This window comes from Gemmata sp. SH-PL17 (genome assembly GCF_001610855.1).
Lineage (GTDB): Bacteria > Planctomycetota > Planctomycetia > Gemmatales > Gemmataceae > Gemmata > Gemmata massiliana.
In genome coordinates, this window is record NZ_CP011271.1 from 3,390,864 (window position 1) to 3,409,077 (window position 18,214).

The following is an 18,214-nucleotide window of genomic DNA, read 5'->3' on the forward strand; positions in this document are numbered from 1 at the left end:
CGCAGAGAAGTGTTGAGCACGCGACCGCGCGCCGGAATTCCCGTCTCAAGCCTCGCGCTCGTCGCGCGTCGTGCGCTCCTGCCACAATTTCCGCCACGTTGCGTATCGGTCGCGTAGCCCGAGGCGCTCCAGGTAGGCCCAATCGGGGTTCACCTTGATGCCTTCCGCGAGGATCGTGTCCGCTGCGTGAACGGCGGTGAGCGGGGTGAATGCGCTGCCGGGGCAGCCGGACGGGTTGTGGTGCCACGCGACCGCTTCGACCAATCCGTCGGGCATCCCCCAAAGTCCGAGCAGGTACGCCCCGACTTCGGCGTGAGAGGTTCCCAGCACCCGGCGCTCGGCCTCGGCCGCGTCCAGGTTCTCCTTGCGCATCAGGGCCAGAATTTCCTTGTACGGCCCGGTGAGTTGGCTCGCGAGCGTGAGGCGCCCGATGTCGAGGAACAATCCCCCCAGGGCCGACTCGCGCACCACCTGTTCCTCGGCGCGCTCGGCCGCAGCGATGGTCGCCGCAAGCTCCCCGACGGCCTGGCTGCGGTCCCACAGCGCTTCGATCGAGAACGGCTTGAGTGCGTGCGGGTTGTAGCGCGAAAACAAATCGACAGCCAGGACCAGCGTGCGCGTCAGGTCCGCGCCCAGAATGCGCACCGCCTGGGACGGCGTCGAGGCCGGTTTGCGCAGCCCGACGAGTGCGGAGTTGGCCATCTGGAGCAACTTGGCCGCGATCCCGACGTCTTGTGACACCAACCCGCCGACGGCCGCGAGCGAGAAATCGGGGAACGCGAGTTCTTCCGCGATCCGCGTGTAGACCGCGGACAGTGCCGGAACGCTCGCGAGCCGACCGACGAGGGCCGCGAGGGACGGGCTGCCGAGCAACTCGCGCAAGGAGTGCGCCCGCTGAATCGCGCCGATCAACTCGGCCGCCGGGCACATCTTCGGGAGCATTCGGTGGGCGAGCGTGACCAGTCCGATCACTTCCATTCGGCCCGGGGACGCGAGCACGATCCGCGCCATCGGCGGGTGCCGGCGCCGGGCTTCCGTGAGCAGTTCCGCGCACCCGTTGGCGGGCAAGTGCGCGTCCGCGATCAGGGCATCGTAGCCCGGTCGCTTCAGGTAATTCATCGCCTCGGGGCCGCCGCGGGAGAAGTCCGCGCCCCACTCCGCCGAGAGCGGGGAGAACGTGTCCTGCAGCGCGACGTGCGCGATCGGGTCTTCGGTTACGAGTAGCACGCGGCGCGTCATAGCTCCTGTGCCCCCACGGGAGAGCCGGGAACCGGCACGGGGACCGCAGTGTGGGCGTGCGCTTCGCTCGCTTTCCGCTGGCGCAGCGCCCGCTCCGCACACCGGAGCAGATCGAACGGGGTGAACGGTTTGGGGAGGAACACCCCGTCGGAGAACCCGTCGAGGCGCTTCAGATCCGGGACGTACCCGGAGATGAAGACGATGGCGGTGCCGGGGCGCTCCGCGCGCACGCGGGCCGCCAGTTCACGCCCGTCCATTCCGGGCATCACGAGATCCGTAACGAGCAGATCGAACTCGCGACTGACCGCGAGCAGCCCCAGAGCTTCCTCCGCGCGATCGGCTTCGGTGACCGCGTACCCCCAGCCTTCCAGCGTACCTCGAACCAGTTTGCGCACCCGTTCTTCGTCCTCAACGAGCAGAACCGAGCGCCCGGGGCGCGCGGAGAGCGGTGCGAGGGGGGTAAGCGTACCAGACGGTGGGGGCGGCGGCGTCGAGCACCACGGGAGCCGGATCGCGAACGTCGTTCCCGTGCCCAGGGTGGACGTGACCTCGATCCCGCCCCCGGCTTGCTGCACGATGCCGTGGACCGTTGCCAGACCCAAGCCCGTACCCTTACCGATCTCCTTCGTGGTGAAGAACGGCTCGAAGATTTTGGCTTTTACCTCGTCCGACATGCCCGTTCCGGTATCGCTGACGGTGAGCCGGGCGAACTGGTTCGCAATGTCGGGGGCGGTCGCGATGGTCAACGCGCCCCCGCTGGGCATCGCGTCGCGCGCGTTCACCGCGAGGTTCATCAGGATCTGTTCCAGGTGCCCGCGGTCGGCCCGGACGCGAACCGGCTCGGTGGCCAAATCGGTGCGGATCGTGACACGGTTCCCGAGGAGCCGACGCAGGAGGCTCACCAACCCTGTAACGATGTCGTTCAGATCGAGCACCTCGGGGCGCGATGGCTGCTTGCGGCTGAACGCCAAGAGTTGGCGCGTCAGGGCCGTGGCGCGATCAACCGCGCCCTGGATCTCGTCGACGTAGCTGCCGAGCGACGTATCGCCGGGTGGAAGGGAGCGGATGAGGTGGACGCTGCCGGTGACGATCGTGAGCAGGTTGTTGAAGTCGTGCGCGACGCCCCCGGCGAGGCGGCCGACCGCTTCCATCTTCTGCGAGTGCCGCAGTTCGTCTTCTAGGCGCTTGCGCTCGGTCACGTTCTGCGCCACACCCACGACCCCGACGACGCGCCCGGCCGAGTCGCGGAGCGGAACGCGGTTCGTCAGGAACGTTACTTTTGTTCCGTCCGTGAGCGTGCGGGTTTCTTCCACGTCGAGCAGTGGTTCCTCGGACTCGATGACGCGCAGGTCGCTGGCCCGGACGCTCTCGGCCTCTTCGGAGACGCGCGCGAGGTCGTAGTCCGTCTGGCCGATCACCTCGCCCGGGACGGTCAGCCCGTGGTCGCGCGCGGCCTGGTCGTTGCACCCGATGTAAATGGACGCGCGGTCCTTCCACGACACGGCGCACGGCACGTTCGTGAGGACGTCGTGGAGCAGGTCGTCTCGTTCTTTGAGTGCGCCTTCCGCCTTTCGGCGATCGATCGCGTCGCTGGCCACGACCAACCGGAGCAGCCGCCCGTCGCTCGTGATGCGGTGCGAGGTCACTTCGATCGCGATGAGGGCGCCCGACGAGATCCGGTGCCGCCACTGGAGCGGCCCGCACGGGGCGCCGATGAGTCGGTCCGCGTCCTCGTCCGGGCACACGTCGCGGATCTTGAGTGCGAGGAACCGGTCGCGCGTGTACCCGTACCGACGGAGCACGGCGTCGTTGACCGCGACGAACCGGAGCGAGTCCTCGTCGAACACCCACGCGGGCGCCGGGTGGTGCTCGAACAGGAGTCGGAAGATCGCGTCGGATTCGGGCGGTGGCGTGTAGACCGGGCGCGCGGGTGGGACGGGGACGGTGTCACTGAGCGGTGCCACAGGTCGGCGGCGCTTGCGCCGGACCCGAAGTACGATTGCTACGAGCACGATCGGGATGAGAACGCTAATCCCCAGAGTCAGCCCGACGGAATACGGCCCCGTGAACGCAGCCGCGAACGCACTGGGACCGTTCGGGTCCAGGGGCGCTGAGGATAGTTCGATCCGGCGGGGCATACGGCGACTCAATACTCGGCGGTTGGTGGGTCCGTGCGTGCCGAAACCTCGCACCGCCCCTTCCGACTCTAGCTCACGCGACGGCGCAATACGGTCCGTAACCGCGCATCACCTCAACTTCCGAGCTTTTGGACCCGTTTCTCATCGCTTTGTTTCAACGCGGGATGAGAATTCGCGGTGGGCGCGAGTCGTTTTCACGAAATCCACTCGCGCAGACGTGGGAACGCGCTGCCATAACGTGCCCGAAATGCCTGAAATGGACCAACTTCGGAAACGGGCGTGGAGCGGGGCGTGGAACGATCCGAGTTGAGGTGCGGTGGTTCTGAGTTGGAATCGCGCCGGCTATGAGTTGCCGGGGCGGTTGTTGTTTGACTGTTGCGGTGTTGCGTTCGGTTTGTGGTAAAGGCGCTGCGGATCTTACTCACTGTCCGCAGCGCCTGAAGTGATTTACGGCTTTGCTTCCACCTTCTTGGGCTTCGGTTCGCCTTCCGCCACCATCCAGTAAGCATCCGGCTCCAAGCCCGCGATCTCTTCGACTTTACCCGACGGCCAGTAAACAGTGACCTTGTTGATCGTGGCATCCGCGCTCAGACCGAAGTGCAGGCGCGGGTCGTTCGTGGTGCCGTAACTGCCGCCGCCCTGGGCGAACTTCGTTTGTTTCCCGCCGGCCGTTTCGATCACGATTCGCGCGCCCACGATATCGGCATTCTTCGCGCCGATCAGTTTGATTCCCACCCAATGCCGCCCCTCGGTCGGGATCACGTTCCGCAACACAGCAACCGGCTCGTTCAGGTGGCTCACGATCGCGTCGATCTTGCCGTCGTTGTCGAGATCCCCAAGGGCCAACCCGCGGGCGTTGTGCGGGTCGCGGAGGTACGGCCACTCGCTGCTGGCGAGTGGCTTGAACTTCCCGCGCTGGTTGCTCAGGAGGACCGGCTTCTGGCGCCGGTCGATCTTCGTCGGGAACCGGATCGCGTGCCCGCTAACGATCATGACGTCTTCCCAGCCGTCGAGATCGGAGTCGAAGAACCCCGTGCCCCAGCTCACGTAGTTCCCGCCGATGGCCCCGATCCCGCTCGGGACCGTGTTGTGCAGGAACCGCACCTGGCGGTCGGTGCTCTGGTTCTTGTAGAGGGCCGGGAGCTCGTTCTCGTAGTTGGTGACGAAGATCGAGGCGCGCCCGGTGCGGTCGTAGTCGCTCGCGGAGAGCCCCATGCTCCCGTTCGCGATCCCCCGGTCGTCGCGCGCGACCCCGGCGAACAGCCCCACTTCTTCGAGTGCCAGTTCACCGCGCTTCCCGCTGTTCATGTAGAGGAAGTTGTCGTCGGTGTCGTTGGCCGCGTAGATGTCCGGGCGCGCGTCGTTGTTCACGTCCACGAGCAGCGCGCCGATCCCCTTGCCGTCCTTTCGCAGCTTCATTTTCTGCGTGACGTCGGTAAAGGTGCCGTCGCGGTTGTTCTGGTAGAGCGTGTGCGGGAGCGGTTTGAACTTCGCCGGCTGGCACACGTCGCGGGTTTTGCCGTCGTAGGTGCAGTCGGTGGGGTGGTTGGTGTCGAAGCCCCAGTTCCCGTAGTGGCACACGTAAATTTCCGGGTACCCGTCCCCGTCGAGATCGCCCCACGCGGCCGACGTGGACCACAGGGTGTCGTTCAGCCCGGACTTCGGCGTCACGTCCACGAACTTGCGCCCCCCGGCGGGGTTCGGTTCGTTGTGAAGGAGCACGAGCCGATTGTACCCGGTAACGAGCAGATCGGGCCACCCGTCGCGGTCGTAGTCGAACGCGGCCGCGCCGTGGCTGTACTGGAACGTGACCTTATCCAGACCCACGCTGGCGGTAACGTCCGCGAACTTGAACCCGCCGAGGTTGCGGTACAGTTTGCACGGGTGCCCGAGTACCTTTTTCCCCTCGTAATGCCCGCCGGCCGGCAGGAACACGTCCAGTAGCCCGTCCCCGTCGAAATCGATGAGCGCCGCCCCGCCCCCGAGCGATTCGATGATGGCGAAGTTCCCGGCGTCCTCCCCATTGCGGTAGGTGAGGCTGATGCCGCTGTGGGCGGTCGCGTCCGCGAAGGGCGCAGGGCCGGGGGCCTCCTCTTCAATCCGTGAGGGCGCGGTGGTTGAAGCGGGTGGGGCCGAGCACGCGGACACCGCGACCAACACTCCCGTGATGAAAACATTAACGGCAATGGTTCTAACAATAATTACTCGAGACCTCCGGAAGTGCGAATCACTCGGGACGGACATGCGATGACCTCGGAGAGTTATGAAATGAAGCATCTAGCTATCGTAATTTGAGGATAGCAGAACGCGGACGGGAAGAGAGCGAGCGGTCGCGGGATTGCGGTGGAGGTACAGGATTTGGTGTTGACATGATATTTGGTGTTGACATGATGGATGTGTGAGGGTAGCTTTTTGTGAGGTAGATGCCCCGTACTCGCTTTCATTATGGGGTCCGTCCGTTTTCATAGTAATCTGGGTGGTCCAACCCATCTCTGATCCTTTCTGGAGGTTCTCAGTGCCGACTCCGCTCTCCCGACGACGCGCTTTTACACTGATCGAGCTACTAGTCGTTATCGCAATTATCGCGATCCTCATCGGTCTGCTCTTGCCGGCTGTTCAAAAAGTTCGTGAAGCGGCTGCTCGCATGTCCTGCTCGAACAACCTCAAACAGTTGAGTTTGGGCTTCATCAACATGGCGGACACGAACAACGGCAACATGCCGATGTCTCTCGGTCTCTACCCCAGCTTCCGAGCAACTTCAGGTAACGGGCACGGCGGCCACTTCGTGCACCTGCTCCCGTTCATCGAACAAAAGAACTGGTACGACCAGAGCTACAAGAAGTCCGACGGTTCGGCCGGTTTCATCGACGACCGGAACGGGAACCTGCCCACGTACTCTGCGTGGGGCGGCCCGAGCGGAGCGGAGCTCCAGACGGCGGTCATCAAGACATACGGCTGCCCGTCGGACGCCACGCTCACGTCGAACAACGGCGGTCGCGGGCGAACGAGCTACGCGATCAACTCTCAACTCGTCGGCGGCAACACCTACTGGGGGCCACAGGGCTACCGGAAGTACCCGGCCAACATTACCGACGGCACCTCGAACACGATCATCTACGTCGAGAAGGTGTCGCTCACGAGCTCCGGTAACTACACGGACAACTTCTGGCCGGACTGGGGTTCGGTCACCGCGGACGCCGACCTCGGGTACCCGACCGGCGCGGCGGCTGTCCCCCAATTCAACGTGCGAGGTTCTCCGGCCCAAGCTGACGCCGGGCGCGCGAGCTCGATGCACACCGGTACGGTTCTGGTTGCACTGGCTGATGGTAGCGTCCGCGGTGTTTCGTCCGGCGTAAGTGGCGCCACATTCTGGTCCGCGCTCACGCCGAACGGTGGCGAAGTTCTCGGGAGCAACTGGTAAGTTCTCCGCTATCAAAGTAAAGTCTAACTTCGGGTCCGGTTGTCCGGACCCGTTTCTCGTTCAATTCCTCTCTTCGGAGCTACGCTGATGCGAGCTTCTTTCCAACGGATTTTCTGTGCAACTATCCTCTGCTCTCTGATTCTTTTCTTCAGCGGGTGCGGTGGGGGAAAGCAGGACATGTCCGGTAAGGTCAGTTACAACGGCAAGGCCCTCAAAGGCGGGTTCGTGACCTTTGTGGCCGCCGGGGAGGGACCGACGTTTTCCGCGACCATTCAAGAGGACGGCACGTATACAATGCCCGGTGTGCTCGCAGGCGAATACAAGGTTTGCGTAGAAACCGAGTCGCTCAAGGGAAGCAAACCAACCGGGAGCGCCGGGATGACTTCAAAGGGCGGAGCGAAGGGCGGAGGCCCCGAGAATCCGTTGGCGAAAGTCAAAGAAAATAAGCCACCGGAAGGCGCCGGCAAAGATTCGGGGTACACTCCCGGCGGTCCGCCCGCGGCGATGGCTGCTGCGAATGCGGCCAAGTACGTTCAAATCCCGAACGAGTACTCGAAGGCCGAGACGACGACGCTGAGCGTCACCGTGAAAAGCGGGCAGCCGACGTTTGACATCACGTTGAAATGACCGCAGTGCAGTCGCCCGCCGAGTTCCTTCATGTCAGCACCAAACCTCGACGCGACCTCTCCCCCGTTGGAACTGAACCCGGCGCTTGGGGGGATGCGCCGCCCCGGGCGGGTGGCTCGGTTCTTTCTCGCTCCCGTCCGGTTCGTTCGGCGCCGCCCTTTTTGGGCCGTTGCGCTGCTCGCGTTGGTCGCGCTGTTTGTTGTTGGGGGCGCCTGGTTCTGGTTTACAAACAATCTGAGAGCGGCGGAGCGGGCCGCCGACCGCTGGCACAATGCGGAGGCCGCCGGGCGCCTCCGGCACTGCCAGTGGTTGTGGCCGGACCAACGTGAGGTTCTCGTGCTTTCTGCCCGCATCGCCCGTCGCACCGGGGACGCGGCCTCGGCAGACACGTCTCTCGAACGTTACGACCAGCTTTACGGCCAAGACGAGACTCTGGCCTTTGAGTTGCTCTACCACCGAGCCTACCTGGGGGACGTAGACACGACGGCTCCAGCGATTCGGTCCCATATTAGCGCGGGCGGTCCACATGCGCGCCTCGCGCGCGAGGCGGTCGTCGCGGGGCTGATGACACGGTACCGATACTTGGAAGCCCACAACGCACTCGGTGAGTGGCTCGACCAAGACCCCGATGACACGCTCGCGCTGTTGCTCCGGGGCAAGTTCCTCGAGAGCCAAATGGGGTTCGAGCACGCGATCGCGGCCTACCGTCGGGTTCTCGAACTCGACCCGGATCTGCTCGAAGCGCGACTCCGTCTAGCGACCCTGTTCGTCAACCGGCGGAACGGGGAGGACGCGATCGAACAGTTAGTGGTGTTACGCGAGCGGCTCCCGGACAACGCCCAGGTCCACATCCTGTGGGCGAAAGCTCTCTCCCTCCAAGGGCGCACGGCCGAAGCGCGAGTCGCGCTCGACGACTGCCTGCTCCGGCACCCGGATAACTCGGACGCGCTCCTCGAGCGCGGGGCGCGGGCGCTGGCCGAGGGCGACGAACAAGCGGCCGTCGACTACCTCGGTCGCGCGATCAAGAATGACCCCGGGAACGTTGCGGCGCGGCACCAGTACGCACTCGCGCTCGCTCGCAACAGGCAGCAGGCCGAGGCCAAGCGCGAATACGAGACGATCAAACAGCTTGAGGCGGACAACGAGCGCGTCCTGGCGCTGGTCCAGGGGCCGCTCCAACGGAACCCGCGCGACCCGGCGCTCCTCCACGAACTCGCGCACATCGCGCTCCGCGCGGGGCAGGTGCGGGAAGCGCTGCGGTGGTTCGACGCCGCGCTGCAAGCCGACCCGGAGCACTTGCCGACGCACCAGTCACTCGTCGTCCTTTACCGCGACTTGGACAAACCGGCCCTTGCCGCCCGGCACCGCGCGGTAGCCAAACAATTGTCTGCCCGGCCGCAGACCCCTTGAACCGTTCGTTCTAAGGCCAACCATGATTCGTCGGCTCTTGAAGGTCTTCGCCACGCGCCGGGGCGCGATCGGGCTCGCGGCGGTCGTAATCGTGGTGGTCGTGGTTGCCCCGAACGTGTGGGCGTGGTCCCGACTCCGAGCCGGCCGCGCCGCACTAGCGCGGCACAACCCGGCGGCGGCGCGCCGCGAATTGGCGGCGTGCGCGCGTCTGTGGGGCGGTCGCGCACCGGTCCGGCTCGCGGCGTGCCGCGCGGCGTGGCAGGACGGCGACGTCGAGGGCGCGCGCCGCGAGCTTCGCGCGGCCCAAAGCAATTTGGGGCAGGCGACCGACGAAACCGCGTTCGAGTGGGCTCTAGTGCAGGCCGCGAGCGGGAACATGCGGGAGGTCGAGGTGTACCTCCAGAACCGGGCCGCGGAAGCGCCCGGGGCCGCCGGGCCGCTGGTGTGGGAGGCGCTCGCTATGGGGTACCTGCGGGTGTACCGCATCCTCGACGCGATGGCCTGTCTCGAAGCGTGGCTGCAGCGGAGCCCGGACAACGTCCGGGCGCTCGAACTTCGCGGGGAAACCTATGTGATCGGGCGCGGTGCGGTGCGCGGGGCCGAGGATTTTCGCCGGGTTCTCGACCTCGATCCGGGCCGGGATTACGCGCGGCGCCGCCTCGCGGACGCGGTCATCTCCCTGGGCGGGTACGAGGAGGCCGCCCGGAACCTGGAGGTACTCCGCGCCCGGCACCCCGACGACCCCGGGCTCGTGGCTCGGCTGGCGCGGTGTTACAACTTTCTCGGTCGGCGCGACGAGGCGCGCCGGCTGCTCGATGAGACCCTCGAGCGCCATCCGGACGACGGCCCGTGCCTCCGTACCCGCGGGCAACTCGCGATGACCGAGGACCGGAAGGCCGACGCGGAACAATGGCTCCGGCGCGCCGCGGTCGCGATGCCAGAGGACTACCAGGCTCAGTGGCTCCTGTTCGAGGCGCTCCGCCAACAGGGGAAGTCCGAAGAGGCCCGCGTGCAGGGGCTCAAGGCCGACGAGATCAAGGACCGGGTCGCGCGGCTCACCGAACTACAGAGCCGCCAGCTCGCCGAGTTCCCGCTCGACCCGGCGCTCCACTTTGAAATGGGGCAGTTGCTGATCCAAACCGGCCGCGGGGACGTGGGCGAGCGCTGGCTCCTCGGGGCCCTCAAGCTCGACCCGGAACACCGGGCGTCCCATTTGGCACTCGCCGCGTACTACGAGTCGCGCGGGGAGCGTGCGAGGGCCGAGGAGCACCGCGCCCGGGCGGCCGCTGGCAAAGAATGACCGCCCGGCGCGTCTACTTCTTCCCGTGATTCTTCCAGATCGTTACCGGGTGATCGGTCGTTGGGCTGCTGAAGTTCCCGATCACCAGATCGTTCCGTCCGGACCGGTAGAGGTCGGCGGCCGCGCAGACGACCGCGTCGCACTGCACGCTCGCGAGCACGTGCCGCTCGAACTTCCCGGGCGCGACCTGCTCGAACAGTACCACCGCGTCCGCTCGCTTGGTCGCGCGATCGGGGAACTTGTCGGCCGGCAGGAAGCTGACCGCAAGGATGTCGGGGAGCGGCCCGCCGGTCACCCGCGCGGCGACCGCATTGTGCACCCCGTACATGGGTGCGATTCGCCGGTGCTCGAACGTCAGATCGCCTTTATTCTCCAGCCACTGAACCCCGTGGTACGGCTTCCACAAGTACGGCTCATCAAGGATGTCGCCGTTCGTGTACAGGACGTCGAGCTTTCCGTCGCCGTTTAGGTCTACCAGTTGGATGCCGCTGCTGCCCCACCCGGGGTGCGGGGCTCGGTACAGCACTTTCTTCCCAAATTTGCCGCCGCCTTCGTTGAGGAACGCGACAACCATCTCGTGTTCCTGTGCAATGAGGGCGACGAAGTCCGGGCGGCCGTCGCCGTTGAGGTCCGCGACCGGAACGTGAATCGCACCCGGGCGCGCATCAACAGTAGTTGGCACGAAGTCGGGTTGGTTCCAGTCCGTGGTTCGGTTCTCCAGAAACAGCACTTCGCCGACGGTGTGGAGCCCGAATACCCCGACCACCAGGTCGAGCTTCCCGGTGCCGCGGAAGTCAGCCGCCCGCACGTCGGCAACGCGCCCCACGTTCTTCAGTAGAGTGATCGGCTGGAACGAGCCGTCGGCCCGCCCGCGAGCCCAAACCACGCTCCCGCACTTGCGGTCGGTCGGCGGGTAGCTACCGAGGTCCGCGACGAGCAAGTCGAGTACCCCGTCGCCGTCGAGGTCGAGCACCTCGGCGTGGGCCGGGTTCGGAACCCGCACCAACTCTCGCCACGCCGGGGCCGCGGCAGTCGGGTCCAGCGCGAGCACCCGCCCGCCCCGCATATCGCACGCGACAAGGGTGAACGGCGCGCGGGCAAGGGCCGCAGCGTCGACCCGGCCGGAGGGCAACTTGACCGGGTTAACGTGTGAAATCATCGGGCGGTCCCCGGCCGGGGGAGGGTAGCTCACGGGCTCGAGGTTGATCCCGAGTGGACGGGACGAGGCGGCCACTTGTGGCGGGGTGTACTCGTCCGCGGCCCGTTCCTCGTAGTACCGGACGACGTGTGCTAATTTCGGCGGGACGGCACTCATCCCAGATTGGTCGAAGAACCGGAACCCGCGCTCGACCTCCGCGCGCCAGTGGCGTTTCGGGAACGAATCGGGTGGCGGGTAGGCGTGGCACGAACCGCCACAGAAGTTGTGGACCTGGGCCTCCATGTCGGAGGGCATGGCGGTCGGTGTTGGTTCGGGTGCGTCCGGCTGCGTGGGCGGTGTGGTCGAAGTGCCTCCGCAACCCACGAGGGCCGCGAGCGCCCCCGCAACCACGACCGGGCACAGAACGAGCCAGCGGCGATAAGAAACCATGAACGACCTCAATCAGAGAGCGATGAGTGCGGACCGGCGCGTTCTAACGATATTTGTTGAGTACTTCATAATACCGTGAAGCCAGCGGCGCGCCTGGGGCCGCGAGCCCCATACTCTTTGTGGGCGTGTACAGCGTTTGCGCACTTTTGAACCGGCTCAATGCGGCACTGGTTGCCCCGCGCTCGAGTTCGAGTACCCCGGCGAGTGTCGTGAGATCGGCCCGGGCAGTGGACAGGGATTTGACCTGCACCAGTACCTCAGTGAATCGCGCCCGATCTCGCGCTCGGCTCAGGCGAGCGTGTACCGGGATCGGTGGCGCTCCCATTCCGATTTCCAGAACGAACAGGGCCGCACCGCTCGTCGCAACTGATTGTGCTTGGCTTTGTTCTTCCGCGTCCAAACGCGCGCAAATCCGGTCAACGGCTTCGGTCGCACCGGGGTACCGGCCGACGGCAGCACACTGGCACAGGTCGAGCCAGTCGTAGGTCGGCAGTTGGTACGCCCAATTATACCCGTTCGGGTCCGCGGCGCGGGGCAAAGTGGCGATCCCGAGTACGTCCGGGTTGCGGCGGAGCTCCGCGCGGTCGAGTAGCACCCGGCACTCGGCCGCCTGTCCGGACTGGAGGAGCAGGTCGGCGAGTAACCCCAAACCCGCACCGCCGTAGAGGTCCGGGTGCGACGTGCGCAGCACATCAATGGCTTTTTGTGACAGCCCCAGTTCGAGCGCGATCCGCGCCCGCGCCAGTGGATCACCGGCCAGCCCCATCGTGCGAATCAGGTACCGATTCTCCCCGTCTTGAATCCCGGCTTCGAGTTGATCGACCAGCGCGTTGAGGCGCCCGACCCGTTCGGTGAACGCTTCGGATGCCTCGCCCGGACCCGGTCCCGCCCGGCGCACCAACCGCAGCGCTTCGCTCGCGTGCGGGCGGGCACTGTCGAGCATGTTCCGGCGCAGGAGGGCACCGGCGAGGCTCTCGCGGGCCGGTACGGACCCCGGATTCAGGAGCACACTTTGAACGAGCGCCGTGATGATTTGCACCTGTCGGACGTGCTCGAGGGGGGTTAGACCCGTACCCGTCTCGCGCTCCCAGGTGCGCTCGCCGAGGGTACCGTACGCGCGCCCCAGCGCCAGCCACGCGATCGGGTCGTTGGGGTCGACTTCGGCGCCCGCTCGGGCCGTGCGGACCGCGAGTAGCGGCAGCGCCGGCTCGCGCGAGGAGCCGCTTTCAAACATTCGGAGATAAATCGTGGCCGCGTCCGCTTCCCACGACCCGGACCGCCCCACGGTTCGGGTCGCAATCCACCACGCCAGCTCCGGTTCGGCTAGGGTCGCGGGGCCGGTTCCCGCGACCGGCAGCGGAGCTGGGGAACCGTTGAACGCCTCGCGCTCGGGGTCGAATCGGCGCGAACTCGTAGCGCTTCGCGCGAGGAGGACGGCCCCGCCGTCGACGCGCGCGAGCGCCCACGTGCTGTCGGTGCCGGTTGTCGCGCGGAGCGCACGGGTCATTCGTCCGCCGTCCGGGTCGTAGAGCAGAACCGCGCCGAAGTCGTCCAGTTGGCGCGCGTCGCCGGGGCCGGGTTCGCCGAGCAATCGGACCGCACGCGAGGCTGCTGCGAAATCACCTGCCACGTGTGTGAACAAGTGCAATCGCGAATCGAGGAAGTATCGTTCACCGGGCGCGAACCATGCGAGATAGTGCCCGGCGTCGGGGTGCGTCGCGAGCACTCTGTCGGGTGTGAACCCACTCTGCTGGCGAGCGGCGGAAGTTCCCTCGGCTGCACGCGCGAGTGTCGGATCGGTGTGAACGGCCCAAGCCGGAGCGCGGTCGCGGTTTGAGAAGCCGGTCGTCCACCCGAACCACGCCAGAACGAGAAGCGCTGAACTGCCGATCAGCGCGAACCCGCGCCCGAAGCGCGGGAGCGACGTTTCGGAAATCACTTCTCGCAGATTCAGCGCGGTAATTGGCCCGGCTACGACCGCGAAGAACGGGATCAATCGCGCCTGCCACGCCGCCAGTAACGCAAACGGTACCCACACCATCACGCGCCAGCTCAGCACAGCCGTGCGGTTCGCTGCAAAGGAAACGATCCCCAGCGCGAGAAGCACGAAGAACGCCCACGCAGCGAGGTTGTACCCGCCGGCCGCGCCGAGTGTCGAGGCGTGCCACGGTGACACGAACACCCCTGCGAACCGTGGGTCGGACACGAACTCGCTCGACCACACCGCCGGAGACAATTCCAGCGGCAACCGCAACGCGAAAACGTGGTGAGGGCTGAGCAGACACGCGCCGAACGTCGCTGGTACCAACCAGTTCGGCCACGCCGGAAGAGTCGCTCGCTGCGGGTCAATTCGCCGGCCGAGCCAGAACAGCACGACCAGCGCGGGAGCGAGGAAGAACCACGCATCGAGGTTCACCCAAACGGCGGTCAGCACCGGTATCGCGACCAGTGCTCGGCCGCCCGCACGCAGACAGCACAAACCGACCGCGAGCAACAAGAGCGACGCAATTGTGGGTTGAAGGAGTAACCGCGGGCCGCAAGCGAGAACGGCGAGGAGCAGGCAACTGGCTATGGGCCAAACCGCCCCGCGCCCGCGCGCCGTCACCCACATCGCACCCGCGGTCCCAGCGACCGCGAGTGCCTTGAGTACCACCAAACCGGCACCCCCGAACCACTTGAACGCGAGGTACAGGCCCAGATCAAAGAGCCAGGCGTGGTTCGCCCAATATTTGTCGGCCGTGGTGTACGCGAACGGGTCCGTGCCGAAGTGGTACGCGCCCTGCGATACGAGGCGCCCGGTCGCGAGGTGCAGCCAGACGTCCGAATTCCGCGCGACGAACGACCCCGCGAGGAACGCGAACGCGAGAACCGCGAACGCGAGAACCGCGTCGGCCCAGTAGCCCCACGGCGTTCGGCGAGTTGGTTTCGGGGGCGGGAGGGGTGCGGGGAGGGGCACCGGGTCCGACATCTCGCAAGCTCCGAGTTCGTTTCTGCCAGTCGTGTGATTGTAGAGATGATTACGTCAAAAGCCCCGTCGCGGTTGCCACGGTCGCCGCTCCAGCCGGACGCGAACGGGCGCACCGTTCGTTGCTTTTGGAGTTAGCCTGAGTGTTGAGCCCGAAATGTGGGCACCCGCGTTCGATGTGATGGATGGGTCACTGGTTACGAAAATGCCCCGCCGAGTCGAAGCTAACCTCGACTCGGTTGGCGTGCGCGTCTTGACAGTGGCCGCGTCGGTGCCAGATCAGTCGCCGACGTAGACCTCGGTCGTGGTTTCCTCAGACGGGTAGACGTCGGGGTGCTTCATAATCATCCGGGCGCAACTGTTCCACCGCAGGAGCGCGTCGTCGTTTGCCGGCGGGCTGAGCGCTTCTGCCGTTTCAAAATGGTTCATTGCGTCGTGGAAGCACACGAATGCGGCCTCGCCGGACCGCGGCTGACTGGATCGCAGCCACGCGATCCCTTCGCGTTCGGCGATGATCCCGGCGAAGTACGCGCGCTCGTAGTCGCCGGTCAGCCGCGGCAGCAATTCGCGGACGTACCGCGGGGGGACCGGGCGCGGGCTCCCGAAGCGGTCGGTGAGCGCGAGGATCAGTGACGCGAGTGCGGCCTGATTGTCCGGGTCGATGCGGAGCACGTCTTCGCAGATGCTCTCGGCCTGCTCCGGTTCGTTGAGGAGCCGGTAGCGGTGCGCCTTTTCGAGTGCGGCCGGGATCGCTTCCCGGCGCAGGGTCTTGAGTTCCAGGTTCATTGCGCCCTCCCGACGCGATTGCGTCGATACGAAACACGGTTCGTGCCTCAATCCGCCGTTCCCCCCAGTTCCTCCTTCTTCCGGGGCCGGAACACCAACTGGATCAGTTTCATCACCGGGTCGTAGAACTCGTCCACGACACGCTCCTTCAACGGGATGATCGCGTTATCTGTGATGGCGATGTGCTCGGGGCACACCTTCGTGCAACATTTCGTGATGTTGCAGTAGCCGATACCCTGGGTCTCTTTCAGGTCGCGCACGCGGTCCGCGGTGTCGAGCGGGTTCATCTCCAGTGCGGCCGAGTACACGAGGAACCGCGGGCCGATGAACTCGGCGTGCTTGTGGTGGTCGCGCAGCACGTGGCACACGTCCTGGCAGAGATAGCACTCAATGCACTTGCGAAACTCCTGCACGCGGTCGGCGTCTTCTTGCGCCGTGCGCCAGGTGCCGTCGGGGGCGTCGGGCTTCCGGGGGCGGAAGGGTTTGATGCGCTTCTTCACCTCGTAGTTCCACGACACGTCCGTGACCAAGTCTTTCACCAACGGGAACGCCTGCATCGGCTCGACGATGACGATCTCGTCCGGCGGCAGGTCGTCGAGGCGCGTCATGCACATGAGCTTGGGCGCGCCGTTGATCTCGGCGGAGCACGACCCGCACTTCCCCGCTTTGCAGTTCCACCGACACGCGAGGTCCGGTGCTTGCGTGGCCTGGATCTGGTGAACGGCGTCGAGAACGACCATCCCCTCGCCCGCTTCGGCGGTGTAGTCGCGGAACTCGCCTTTCGTGGCGTCCCCCCGCCAGATGCGGAACGTCGTGGACATTCGGAGCGCTCCCACATTAGGGGTCACAAGGCGGGAACCCTGCGAACCCTACAGTTTGTTCATTTCAGCTCGTCCGGAAGCACACCGTTCGCTTCCGCACGGATGGCGTCTTTCAGCTCGTCGGGCATGGGCGGAATCTGTTCCAGGCGGATCTGCATCGTGCCGTCGGCGCCCTTTGCGATGATGCTGTTCACCTTTCCGAATTTCGCGTTGTCCTTCTTCGGGTAATCGTCGCGGAACTGTGCCCCGCGGCTCTCCTTGCGCAGGATCGCGGCGCGCGTCACGGCTTCGGAAACGGTCAGGAGGTTGTGAAGGTCCATCGCGGTGTGCCAGCCGGGGTTGTACTCGCGGTTCCCGGTGACTTGCACCTTTGCGGCGCGGGCGCGGAGCTTTTCCAGCCCGTCGAGAGCACGCAGCATCTCGTCTTCTTTCCGCACGATCCCGACTAGGTCTTGCATCATGTCCTGCAAGTCCTGTTGCACCTTGAACGGGTTTTCCGATGCGTCACGATCGAACGGGGCCAGTGCCCACTTCGCAGCCGAATCGACTTGCTCCGCGGGAACGGTTCCCGCAGAGTTTTGCTCACGAGCGTACTTTGCGGCGAATTCTCCCGCGCGCTTGCCGAGCACGAGCAGATCGGAGAGCGAGTTCCCGCCCAGGCGGTTCGCGCCGTTGATCCCGGCCGCGCACTCGCCGCACGCGAACAGCCCGGGGACGCGCGACATCTGCGTGTCCGCATCGACGCGGACGCCGCCCATCATGTAGTGTGTCGTCGGGCCGACCTCCATCGGCTCCTTCGTGATGTCCAGCCCGCCGAGTTCCTTGAACTGGTGGTACATGCTCGGCAATTTCTTCTTCCAGTGTTCGGCCGCGTCGAACTTCTTCGCGCGCTTGCCGTACCACTCGGCGAACGTTTGCAGTTCGAGGAACACGCCCCCGTGCGGGCTCCCGCGCCTTTCGCGCACCTCGCGCACGATGCATCGCGCCACGTGATCGCGCGTGAGCAGTTCCGGCGGGCGGTTGGCCTCCTTGTCGCCGAGCACGTAGCGGAAGCCTTCTTCTTCGTCCTTCGCGGTTTGGGGGCGGTAATTGTCCGGGATGTCGCCGAACATGAACCGATTGCCCGTATTGTTCCGTAGTACTCCGCCCTCGCCGCGCACGCCCTCGGTGACCAGGATGCCGCGCACGCTCGGCGGCCACACCATGCCCGTCGGGTGGAATTGCACGAACTCCATGTCGATGAGTTCCGCCCCCGCGTCGTAGGCTAGCGTGTGCCCGTCGCCGGTGTACTCCCACGAGTTCGACGTGATCTTGTACGCCTTCCCGATCCCGCCGGTCGCGAGCACGACGGCCTTTGCGCGAAACACGGTCCACCGGCCGCGCTCGCGGTCGTAGGCTAGCGCGCCACTCACGCGCTCCCCGGTCTTCAGCAACCGGATCACGGTGCGCTCCATGTACACCGAGATGCCCCGGTGAATGCCGTGGTCCTGGAGCGTGCGAATCAGTTCGAGGCCTGTGCGGTCGCCGACGTGCGCGAGGCGCGGGTACTTGTGCCCGCCGAAGTTTCGCTGCAGAATTTTGCCGTCGGGCGTGCGGTCGAACACCGCGCCCCACTTTTCGAGTTCGCGCACGCGGTCCGGCGCTTCTCGTGCGTGAAGTTCGGCCATCCGCCAGTTGTTGACGTACTGCCCGCCGCGCATCGTGTCGGCGAAGTGGACCTTCCAGTTGTCGCGGTTATCGACGTTCGCGAGCGCCGCCGCGATTCCGCCCTCGGCCATCACGGTGTGAGCTTTACCGAGCAGTGATTTGCACACCAACCCGACCGACACACCGGCCGCGCTCGCCTCGATCGCGGCCCGGAGCCCCGCGCCCCCGGCCCCGATGACGACCACGTCGTGTTCGTGAGTCTGGTAGTCCAT

Annotated in this window: 12 protein-coding genes; 4 read left to right on the plus strand and 8 right to left on the minus strand. The window is 65.8% G+C overall.

The features are described from left to right. Positions 1-45: 45 nt before the first annotated feature. The 3 genes from VT84_RS14205 to VT84_RS14215 form a co-directional block, all read right to left on the minus strand. Positions 46-1,239, minus strand: coding sequence for a response regulator (locus VT84_RS14205; protein WP_052557974.1), 1,194 nt, complete (start codon positions 1,237-1,239; stop codon positions 46-48). After that, the gene (locus tag VT84_RS14210) at positions 1,236-3,377 is read right to left on the minus strand and encodes a PAS domain-containing sensor histidine kinase (RefSeq protein ID WP_082840013.1); all 2,142 of its coding nucleotides are present in this window, start codon (positions 3,375-3,377) and stop codon (positions 1,236-1,238) included. Before VT84_RS14210 ends, VT84_RS14205 begins: the two co-directional genes overlap by 4 nt. Positions 3,378-3,824: 447 nt before the next feature. Continuing rightward, positions 3,825-5,525 carry a CRTAC1 family protein gene (locus tag VT84_RS14215; protein WP_157469500.1) on the minus strand — a complete coding sequence of 567 codons (1,701 nt, stop codon included), beginning with the start codon at positions 5,523-5,525 and terminating at the stop codon, positions 3,825-3,827. 367 nt (positions 5,526-5,892) lie between these two features. Between VT84_RS14215 and VT84_RS14220 the strand changes: the two genes are divergently transcribed. The 4 genes from VT84_RS14220 to VT84_RS14235 all read left to right on the plus strand — a co-directional run bounded on the left by VT84_RS14220 (position 5,893) and on the right by VT84_RS14235 (position 10,135). Continuing rightward, the gene (locus VT84_RS14220; RefSeq protein WP_052557964.1) at positions 5,893-6,798 is read left to right on the plus strand and encodes a DUF1559 domain-containing protein; all 906 of its coding nucleotides are present in this window, start codon (positions 5,893-5,895) and stop codon (positions 6,796-6,798) included. Positions 6,799-6,975: 177 nt separating this feature from the next. After that, positions 6,976-7,425 carry a carboxypeptidase-like regulatory domain-containing protein gene (locus VT84_RS14225; RefSeq protein WP_052557962.1) on the plus strand — a complete coding sequence of 150 codons (450 nt, stop codon included), beginning with the start codon at positions 6,976-6,978 and terminating at the stop codon, positions 7,423-7,425. A gap of 30 nt (positions 7,426-7,455) precedes the next feature. Then, positions 7,456-8,835, plus strand: a complete 1,380-nt coding sequence (locus VT84_RS14230) for a tetratricopeptide repeat protein (RefSeq protein ID WP_082840016.1) — start codon at positions 7,456-7,458, stop codon at positions 8,833-8,835. A 22-nt stretch (positions 8,836-8,857) separates the two neighbouring features. After that, on the plus strand, positions 8,858-10,135 hold the full coding sequence (locus VT84_RS14235; RefSeq protein ID WP_052557959.1) for a tetratricopeptide repeat protein: 1,278 nt from the start codon (positions 8,858-8,860) through the stop codon (positions 10,133-10,135). Between the two features lie 13 nt (positions 10,136-10,148). On the opposite strand, the gene VT84_RS14240 is transcribed toward VT84_RS14235, so the two are convergent. The 5 genes from VT84_RS14240 to VT84_RS14260 all read right to left on the minus strand — a co-directional run bounded on the left by VT84_RS14240 (position 10,149) and on the right by VT84_RS14260 (position 18,214). Next, positions 10,149-11,723, minus strand: a complete 1,575-nt coding sequence (locus VT84_RS14240) for an FG-GAP repeat domain-containing protein (protein ID WP_082840017.1) — start codon at positions 11,721-11,723, stop codon at positions 10,149-10,151. 43 nt (positions 11,724-11,766) lie between these two features. Then, a complete protein-coding gene (locus tag VT84_RS14245; RefSeq protein WP_082840018.1) occupies positions 11,767-14,691 on the minus strand; it encodes a tetratricopeptide repeat protein in 2,925 nt (974 codons plus the stop codon). Between the two features lie 276 nt (positions 14,692-14,967). After that, positions 14,968-15,474 carry a hypothetical protein gene (locus VT84_RS14250; RefSeq protein WP_052557953.1) on the minus strand — a complete coding sequence of 169 codons (507 nt, stop codon included), beginning with the start codon at positions 15,472-15,474 and terminating at the stop codon, positions 14,968-14,970. Between the two features lie 47 nt (positions 15,475-15,521). Beyond that, positions 15,522-16,295 carry a succinate dehydrogenase/fumarate reductase iron-sulfur subunit gene (locus tag VT84_RS14255; protein ID WP_052557951.1) on the minus strand — a complete coding sequence of 258 codons (774 nt, stop codon included), beginning with the start codon at positions 16,293-16,295 and terminating at the stop codon, positions 15,522-15,524. Between the two features lie 59 nt (positions 16,296-16,354). Next, the gene (locus VT84_RS14260) at positions 16,355-18,214 is read right to left on the minus strand and encodes a fumarate reductase/succinate dehydrogenase flavoprotein subunit (RefSeq protein ID WP_082840019.1); all 1,860 of its coding nucleotides are present in this window, start codon (positions 18,212-18,214) and stop codon (positions 16,355-16,357) included.